Annotated in this window: 6 protein-coding genes and 1 pseudogene; 1 reads left to right on the top strand and 6 read right to left on the bottom strand. The window is 69.2% G+C overall.

What is annotated here, in order from left to right; translation table 11 throughout:
- Window positions 1-476 (bottom strand): annotated as a pseudogene (locus QZV72_RS09330) (hypothetical protein); the annotation flags it as partial.
- Between the two features lie 8 nt (window positions 477-484).
- A complete protein-coding gene (locus QZV72_RS09325) occupies window positions 485-1,423 on the bottom strand; it encodes a glycosyltransferase (protein ID WP_297007713.1) in 939 nt (312 codons plus the stop codon).
- 134 nt (window positions 1,424-1,557) lie between these two features.
- Here QZV72_RS09325 and QZV72_RS09320 point away from each other — a divergent pair, with 134 nt between their 5' ends.
- Window positions 1,558-2,838, top strand: a complete 1,281-nt coding sequence (locus tag QZV72_RS09320) for a hypothetical protein (RefSeq protein ID WP_297007711.1) — start codon at window positions 1,558-1,560, stop codon at window positions 2,836-2,838.
- Between the two features lie 21 nt (window positions 2,839-2,859).
- Here the strand turns inward: QZV72_RS09320 and QZV72_RS09315 are convergent, their stop codons facing one another.
- Genes QZV72_RS09315 through QZV72_RS09300 form a run of 4 tightly spaced genes read right to left on the bottom strand, consistent with a single transcriptional unit; the run spans window position 2,860 to window position 8,989 of the window.
- Window positions 2,860-3,954: a hypothetical protein gene (locus tag QZV72_RS09315; protein WP_297007708.1), complete on the bottom strand. Its 1,095-nt coding sequence runs from the start codon at window positions 3,952-3,954 to the stop codon at window positions 2,860-2,862.
- A complete protein-coding gene (locus QZV72_RS09310) occupies window positions 3,951-4,925 on the bottom strand; it encodes a hypothetical protein (RefSeq protein WP_297007706.1) in 975 nt (324 codons plus the stop codon). Before QZV72_RS09310 ends, QZV72_RS09315 begins: the two co-directional genes overlap by 4 nt.
- Window positions 4,926-4,948: 23 nt before the next feature.
- Window positions 4,949-6,625 carry a hypothetical protein gene (locus QZV72_RS09305; protein WP_297007703.1) on the bottom strand — a complete coding sequence of 559 codons (1,677 nt, stop codon included), beginning with the start codon at window positions 6,623-6,625 and terminating at the stop codon, window positions 4,949-4,951.
- Window positions 6,626-8,989, bottom strand: coding sequence for a cell surface glycoprotein (locus tag QZV72_RS09300; protein ID WP_297007701.1), 2,364 nt, complete (start codon window positions 8,987-8,989; stop codon window positions 6,626-6,628).
- Window positions 8,990-9,104 lie beyond the last annotated feature (115 nt).

The following is a 9,104-nucleotide window of genomic DNA, read 5'->3' as shown; positions in this document are numbered from 1 at the left end:
GCCCAGTCCTCGGGGGAGGACAGGGTCTGGTCGCCGCTCTTGTGCGGTGTACCGACCACGATGCGGTCCTGTTGCAGGCGCAGGGTTTCGCCGGTGGCCTCAGCCCGCCGGTGCTCGGTGTCTGGCGGAGCACCGTTGAGGGACACCCTGACCTCGACGGTGTCCTCATCGGACAGGTCCGACAGTGGTGCGGACTCACTGACCGTCCAGCTCTCCGGTGGAGGATCTCCGGGCGTGAAGGTGAACACCCCTGAGGCGGCCTGCTCGGTGGTGTAGTCGGCGACAGAGGCGGAACCGGCGTCGACCGACACCTCCTCAACGTCGTAGCCACAGGTGTTGACGAAGACCTGAAGGGTGCCGCTCCCGTCCTGCAGGACGCCGACCTTCCCGACATAGGAAGGGTCCGTGCCGCAGGACGCCAGCGTCAGCGCGGACAACAGCGTAGCCCCGGTGACAGGCGCATTCCGGAAGGTCATCGCTTTCCCTACGGCCGGTAGAACTTCTCCTGCTGACCCTTGCGCAGCAGCCGCAGCCACTCCCTGAACCCCTTGACGTCCCGCTGCTGCACCAGGAAGTACCAGCCGAAGCGGGCGTACTCCTGGGGCAGCAGCCGACGCATCCCCGGCTGGTTCATGAGGAACCCCCGGTTGCGGTACGTGAAGTAGCGCTTGAACTCACTGTCCGGGTACTGGGTGTGCATCTTCCCGCCGAGGATCGGCCGGAACTCGTCCGAGCCGTCCGGGTGCAGGTAGGCGGTGGTCAGGCAGGTACCGAAAGGCAGCCCTGAGCGCACCAGACGCCGGTGGTACTCCACTTCGTCACCGCGGATGAACAGGCGGTAGTCCGGCACGCCGATGACCTCCATCGCCTTCGCACTGATCAGCGCGCCGTTGAAGAGGCTGGCGATGCCGGGCAGGAAGTCGCCCTGCAGTTCCGAGAGGTGACGGCGCCACACCACACCCTGGCGCAGCGGGAAGGCGAGCCGCCCCGGCTCGTCGATGTTGCACACCACCGGGGAGACCTCGGTCAACCCGTGCACCTCAGCAACCTGGTAGAGCGTCTCCAGCACATTCGCGTCGGCGGGGCGACCGTCATCGTCGGCGCACCACACGGCATCCATGCCGAGGGACAGTGCGGTGAGGAAACCGAGGGCGAAACCGCCGGCACCACCGAGGTTCGTCTTCGACGGGACGTACACCGCCCGGTCACCCGCCACCTCCTCTACCAGGGTGCGCACGGCGTCATCTGCACCGTTGTCCACCACAATCACCTTGTCCACCGGGTGTGTCTGGGAGCAGACGACGCCGAGGGACCCCTGCAGCAGTTCGACCCGGTTGTGGGTGACGATGACCGCGGCGGTGGTGCCGGTGCGGTTCAGGAGGGCTGCGGCGGACGCAGAAGACTCGGTGCTGGCATCTGACATGGTGATCATTGTGCCACGGAGGTGGTGGGGATCCGGTGGACGCCTCGGTCCCCGCTGCCGGACCGCAGCCGGTCGTGCCTGATAGACTACCTTTTTGTTGCCACTGACCAGCCACCACCGAGGGGACCCCGCCGATGACCACCGACCTCGCCACACTGGAGGTCCTGCGGGACCTCGACGGGACGCTGGAGGAGGTGCAGGGACGCGCCGGGCAGATCGACCGGCACGCGACCGCCAACACCGTCCTCTCGCTCACTGTCGACCTCCCGCAGGTCATGGAGGGCATCGGCGGGTTGAAGGAGACCGGCGCCGACCTGGGCGCGTTGCGCGTCCTCGCCCACGCCAGGGCACTCGCCGCAAAGACGACCGGTGACCATGATGACCAGTTCACCGCCGCGCACCTCGCCGCGACCCTGGCGCTGGCCACCGGTGACCCCCAGAATCTCGCGGCCGCTCGCGCTCTCATGGAGGATGCTGCTGACGCCGCCGTCGCTGCCGCTGACGCCGAGGATGCCGCCGCGGAGGAACCTGAGCTTGTCGACGCGGAGGTCGGGGTTGAGCGCTCCGCCCCCGCCGACCTGCTTCGGGAATGCCCCACCGACCCCGCCGGCGACGACGCCTGGTCCGCGGAACTCGATCGTCTCGCCGCAGAGGTCGACCGGAACCCGGCGGCGGTCACGGCCAGCGTCGACGAGCTGAACGACATCATCCTGCTCAGTTTGTCGGCGGGCACGGACACTGTCCGTCACGAGGTGCTGCACCGGTTGTTCACCCTGCATCGTCTCCAGCAGGAGGCGGAGCAGGATCCGGTCGCGGTGACGCGGAACCGGGCGACCTTCCTGGACACGGTGAACGCGCTGGTCCCCGGGGACATGTCCGCCACCACCCCGCTCGAGGACCGGATCCTGCTCAACGGGTACCGGTCGACCGCGGAGGACGCCACCCCACAGCAGCGGCTCAACGCCGCACAACAGCTCACCCACCTCCACGCCGGACGTGGCGACAGGCGGGGCATGGCGGAGGCACTGCTGCGAGCCGGTGAGGAGCTGCAGAAGCTCAGTCGTATGGCGGAGATGTACGACACCTACCAGCGGGCCCTCAACCTCTCGCAGGACGTCGGTGCGACGGACATCCGCATCTGGGCGACGATCCGTCTCGCGTTCGCCCAGTACATCGCCGGCGACAAGATGACCGCCACCCAGATGCTCCTCGACCAGGACGCCGAACTCCCCGTCGAGCATCTCGACGGGGAGAAGGACAAGACGGCGATGGCCGAGGCGAAGGTCGCGTTGGCGAATCTCTTCAGCGAGGCCGGTGACCGGGACGGGAAGAGCTTCTTCCTCACCCAGGCAGTGGATCTGTTCGAGGAGGTCGGCCAGGCGGACTCCGCCGCCCGGTACCGCGCCCAGCTGTAGGGGGACGCCGCACGCGGCGGCCTACCGGCCGGACTCCTCGAAGACGCCGTACGGCGCCAGGATCGACCGCACCGGGTCAAGCACCCGGTAGGGGGCGATGCCGTGGCGGGAGAGCTTCTCACCGCGCGGCGACTCGCCGAGCGCGGAGACCGCGAAGTACTGCCACAGGTCGGGTCGGATGTGCGGCTCGGAAAAATGCTGTCCGCCGGGGTTCGCGGCGTCCTGCGTCCAGCCGTAGTCCTGGCCGATGAGATTGACCAGCCGGTCGGCCTCCATGAACCGCAGCAGGGACTCGATCTCCATGTGCAGCAGCCGCTGGTCGTTGCGGTCGTAGGTCCAGCCGGAGTCACGACGGAACGCGGCGCCGTTGTTCCCCATGATCTGGGACCACTGGCTGCCGGTCGTCTCGGAGAGCTTCTGGAGGGTGTCGAACTTCGAGATCGTCACCGCGAGTTTCGGGCGGGCGCCCTCGAGGATCCGGAAGAGGTTGCGCAGCACGCTCTCCGGGTCTCCTCCGGTCAGCGCCTGCGGCGGGATGATGCCCTGGAGGTAGGTGCGGATCTGTTCGACGCGCAGCGGGTCGAAGAGGAAGATGATGAGGTCCGCGGCCCTGAAGAACGCCAGCTCCTTCGGGTCCGAGGGGATGTTCTCCAGGTCTTCACCGGCGACATCGCGGAAGACGAGGTAGTGGGGGTGGGGAGCTCCGTCGGACCCGGGCCAGCGGCCGAGGGAGAAGATCAGCGGGTCACGCTGGTAGGCGTCGTCGTTGGACGCCGGCGGGGTGGCCGGCATGTGCTTCATCTCGCGGTACAGCGGCTCCTCGTAGTTGGTGCGGTACCGCTCGCGGGTGGACTCGTCGGCGGACTTGACGACCCGGCCGAAGCGGCTGGCCAGCTCCTCGAGCTGCTTGATCATCACCGCGGTGTACAGGCTCTTCCCGGACGCCCGGGCGCCGGCCATGGCCACGCAGTGCACCTGGGCGTCCGCCCAGTCATGCGGGAGGGGGCGTCCGTCCGCCGAGGTGGTGGCCCCGGCCGGGAGGGTGCCGAAGGTGTAGGGGTCGCGGACTCCGCCGTTCATCGTTCCGTTCATCGTTCCGTTGATCGTTCCGTTCATCGGGCGACCTCCGCCGGTTCCGCGCTGAGCACGCCGGCCACGGTGGTGGCGCCCGGGGCGAACGCTGTGGCGTCCCCTGAGGCCAGGGTCGCGGCGAGTCCCGGGGTGACCGGCAGGACACCGGTCGTCGCGGTCCGGTCGGGGGAGGCGGCGTAGAGCTGTTCCTCGTCGGTGGCGCCGGGGCCGAGCAACAGCACGACCGAGCGGGAGCCGTCGGCCACCATGCCGCGCACGGGCGTGGCGGTGAGGTACACGGTCAGCTCGTCGGCGGAGGCGCCGCGCGGCAGGGTGGAGGTGCCGACGCGGGTGCGGTCGACGTTCACGGCCCCGGAGAAGAGCTCGGACAGTGCGGCTGTGGAACGCTGCCCCTGGGGGCCCGCGGAGGTCGTGACCTCGACGGTGTCGGCGTTCAGGGTGGTGGCGATGCCCCGGGTGACGGTCACGGCCGCCTCCAGCTCCTCCGGGGTCAGGACGCGGTGGAGCGCGGCACCGGTGTCGGCGACGACATGGATCTTCCGGACCGTCGGTGTGGTGGTCAGCCGGGTCCGCAGCGCGGATGCCACGGCCATGACCGGCCGGGGCAGGTCGGTGGCGACGGACGAGCCGAAGGCGTTGAGGACGAGGGACGATCCGTCACGGGTGATGGTGCCGAGGGTCTTCTCGACGACACCGCCGATCCGCACGACGGGGAACTCGACGGTCGCCTCACCGGCGTGGGTGACGGTGGCGCGGACAGACTGGTCGATGCCGAAGTCTGAGCCGTCGACGGTGGTGACACCGATGGCGGCGGTTGTCGGGATCTCGGTGACGATCGCGAGGGTGTTGTTCGGGGCGGTGACGCGGGCGCCGTCGCCGGTGACGGTGAGACGCAGGTTCGCGGCGGCGCCTCCGACGGGGAAGACCTCGATCTTCAGGAGTCCCTTGTCGCCGATGGCGTGGGAACCGCCGTCACTGAGGGTGATGGTCTGCATGGTGTTGATCCTCTCTGGACGGTTCAGCGCTGCGGCCAGCCGGGGCCGGGTTGTCCGGGCTGGGACGGGATGAACCGGGGCTGGCGGGAAGCGTACGGGTAGTTCCCCTGCGGGAACGGCTGTGCTTGTCGCGGCTGGGGCTTCAGCGGCCTCTGTTCGGTGCGCCGCCGGAAGACCTCCTCGGTCATCGCCTTGAGCTCCGGCTCACCGATGAGGGAGAGGTCCGGGATCCGCTCGTCGGCCCAGCCGTGGTCGAGGGTGTATGCCACGGTGTCGGTGATGAGCTCCTCCGCGGTCCGCGGGTACAGCGCCGTGAGCGTCCATTCGTTGAGACTGGTGCGTCCGGTGGCTCCCTTTGACGGGGGGATGTAGCCGTAGGACAGCAGGGCGAGAACCCGCACCCGCGATGTCCATCCCAGTTCGGTGACCGGGTCGAGGAGCAGATAGGTGCGGTAGTTGGTCAGTTGTCTGCCGGCCCACCGGTCCTTCTCCGCGTCGTTGCCGTAGGGCGGCTGCTTATTGACGGCGGTGTCCCAGCTGGTGATGCGGGCGTGGCGGATGAAGTCCTCGTCATCCTTGCGGAGCCGGGCGATCGCCGGGTGGATACCCGGCGGGGTCTCCCGGACCGGCGGAAGTGCCGGAGTCGGGGCAGCGGGGGCGGGTGCGGGGTCGGAGGGGCCGTTGGAGAAAGGGTTCGCCGGGGAACCGCTGTGGGGATGCTGTGCCGCCGGAGCGGCACCGAAGGCGCTCCCCCGGCCGCCGCCCGCGTTCTGCGGGGCGTAGCTCGTCTGCACGTCCGGCGTCACAGCGGCCACCGGGGCGAGGGCATCGCCCGAGGGCAGTGGACCGGCGGGGTCGACGAGCACCGCCGCCGTGTTCTCCGGCAGCTTGTCCCGGTCTCCGGGGGGCACGACGACCAGCGAGGTCCCCAGCGCCAGGATCTTGGCGACACTACTGGCGCGCTCATAGGTCGACCAGGTGAAGGAGTGCCCGTCCGGAAGGGTCTCCGGCAGGGCCTGGGCGAGGGCAGCGACCCACAGCGGCCCCTCCACCGGGTCGGTGAAGAGGACCACCGGCTGGGCGTTCATCACCAGCTGGACAAGGACACCGAGAACCTCAGGGCGGGACGCCGGCCCCTGCGGTGCGGTCACCCGGCTGAACTCGGTCGGCAGCGACCCGGGGCCGTCGGCGGCCTCGGACGGTGCCCCGGCGAGGAAGGACTCCACCACGGTGTCCGTCAGCGGGGATTCCCCGGCGCCCGCGGTGCCCGGGCCGAGTATCGGGAGGACGGCGTCATCCACCTTCCGCTTGCCGTACGGCGCAGGCACCGAGGAGGAGAACATCAGCGAGACGGCGTAGTGCTGCGGCAGTTCGCCGGGGTCACTGACATGGACGTAGGTGAAGACGTTCCCGGGGCGTCCGGAATTGTCCTGACCGGCCGGTGAGGAGGCGAAGAACACGCCGGTGTCCACGGGCTCCCACGGGGCAGGCAGCCAGGCGAAACGACGCAGGCGTCGGGCGAGGTCCGTCTTGTCCGGGAAGCTCGACAGCGTCACCGGATCGGCGATCTGGGTGGGGATCAGCGCGATGAGCTCATCGGTCCACATCGGCTCGAGGTCACCGACACTGTGGCCCACGCTCCAGCCGCCGGGGCGGCCGTCGCGGGGGGAGAACGAGGCGTAACTGAAGGAACCGGACATCTACATCATCCTTCCGGGGTCGGGGAGAGCGAGCCTGGAGGCGACGTCCCGCTCGATGATCACGGCCGGGATACTGGCGGCGTGCCAGGTCGTGGTGGTTCCGGTGGAACCGCCGGCACCGGAGTAGTCGGCGGAACCGGCGGCGGAGAGAGCGCCACCGAAAGCGCCGGTCCCGAATCCCGCGGCTGCGGCGTGCGCACCGTGGGACGTCGCATCCGCGTCGGCGGAACCGGCGGCGGTGTCCGTCTCCACCGGGGCCGGCAGGTCCATACCGCTGTCGTCGATGAACAGGCGCAGGTAGCCGCCGCGGAAGGACCTGTTGTCGATCCACCAGGTGGCGTCTGCGGCGGTGGCGGTGACCACTGCGCCGCCCGAGTAGGTCTCCTCCCCGCCGTTGATGAAGGCCCTCTCCGAGGGGAGGGTCTTCTGGTACAGGTCGGAACTGGACTGGCGTTCGGCATCGGTGGCGGGGTTCGTCTTGACGCAGGTGACCGCGTCGCCGTCGTCGATGAACAGCGGCAGGCGCTCGGGCCGGTGGATCAGCCGGAAGTGCGGGGCGTTGGCGTCCGGGTAGCCCTCCGACCAGATCTGCAGCTGCATGGAGCCGTCCGGGAGGGTGACCACGTTGTAGGAGTAGGAGCGCAGCCCGGGGTAGGTGATGACCGTCGGGGAGTCCGCCTTCTTGTCCTGGCCGGCGTAGACCGCGATCGGGGTCAGCGTGACCTCGTCGCCGGTGCTCAGCAGGTTCAGCCGGACGCCGCCCTGGCGCCGGTAGGACGGTTCAGCGAGCCGCAGGTGGTCGCCGGTGGTGCGGATGTCGATGAGATCGGCGCCGCCGGGCCAGTCGAAGGTGATCAGCTGGTTGGTGATCCGTTCGATCAGCCGGGGCTCGGTGAGGTTGTCGACCTTCTGCAGGACGGTGCTCTCGCCGACCCAGGCACGTTCCTCGACGATGTTGACCGGGGTGACGTACACCTGGTGCCAGCCGTCGGGCCACACCATGTTCTTGTTGACGTGTTCGCCGGGCGGGGCGGTCTCCACCGTCGTCCACTTGGTCGTTCCCAGGGCCTCGTCATCGTCCAGGTAGTCTTTGTCGACCTGGGTCATCGGGAGCTCGGGGTTCGGGGCGCGGTCGGTGAGGTAGATCTTCACCGCACCGGTCGGCGGGGCGGTCCACTCCAACAGGATCCGGTCCTCGACATTGTCGTTGTAGGAGTCCACGGTGAGCAGGTCGACCTTCTGGATCTCGGCGCTGACCGGGATCTGCCGGGACGGGGTGGGACGTCCGCTCCGGGTCTTGCCGCGGAAGGTGACCACCGGGGTGACCGTGTACTCGTAGGTCAGTCCGCGGACATCGACCCGGTGGGAGAAGCCGGAACGTTCGAGCGTGCCGTCGACGAGCATGTTCGCCGGTGCGTCGAGCTTGCCGGCGTAGCCCTTCCGGGCGTGGAACACGCGCACCTCGTCATGGCCGGGACGGGCGTCCCAGGTGCCGTTGACGGTCCCACCGGATTCCGCCAGGCGGATGTTCCGCGGCGGGAAGATGGCGATGTCCTCACCGAGGAAACGGGGCGCCATGGTGAGCAGCTCGTCATCGGCGTCCCAGGTGTAGGCCCACACCATGTAGTGGCGGTACCCGGAGGTCGCCGGACGCTCGTCCCGGAAGGCGGTGCCGTGGGTGATGACCAGTTCAGTGCCCGCGCCGGGGGCCTTGTCGACCTCGCGGTCGGCGGCGATGACGCGGTAGAGGGTCCTGTCCTTCGGACGCCCGGGAAGGGGCTTCCAGGTGATGAGAACGGATTCCACGGGTTCGGCGTCCTCATCCACGGGTTCGGTGACCTCGTAGGTGACGGTCGGCGCGCCGGGGGAGGTGAAACCCTCCGGGGAGGTGTAGTCGTAGGCGGCGTCATTGGCGGCGAAGAGCTGGTGGAAGATCTCGTCCTGCTCGAAGTCCGCCGGGTCGATGACGGTGGTGGCATTGGCGCCGCCGATGGCGGCCTTGAGCCGGTCCGCCAGGGAGAGCGGCGCGTTCGTCGTCGTCTGCCTCGTCGTCTGCCTCGTCGTCGTTGTCATGCTGTCCTTTGATGAGGGTTCCGCGGCGGATTCGGTCGTGGTGGATCTGGTCGCGGAGGTGTGGGTGGGCCAGGGTTCGGCGGACGGACGCGGTGGCTTCTGTCCACGGAACATCCCGGCGAGTGCACCGGCGACCGCCGTGGCGTCGGGCTGTGCGCCGGGGAGGGTGCGGCGGATGTCAGCCTCCGTCGGGTCCGACAGGGCGGCGATCTCGGCCAGGTTGCTCAGCGGCACGTCCGGGGTACCGGGGGCCGGGTGGTTTCTCTGCGACCAGTTCATGTCGGTGTTCACGGTCAGGCCTCTAGATCAGGGAATCCCAGTCCGGTGTGTCCGGGTCCTGGAAGGGGTTGTTCTCGGGTGCGGAGTGCCGTCCGGGGCGCGGGGACGCCGGGGTGTCGTCGGCCGG

It is taken from the genome of uncultured Corynebacterium sp. (assembly GCF_902782855.1).
In the GTDB taxonomy this organism is placed as follows: domain Bacteria; phylum Actinomycetota; class Actinomycetes; order Mycobacteriales; family Mycobacteriaceae; genus Corynebacterium.
The sequence above is the reverse complement of the archived record's forward strand: the minus strand, read 5'-3'. Positions and strand labels throughout refer to the sequence as shown.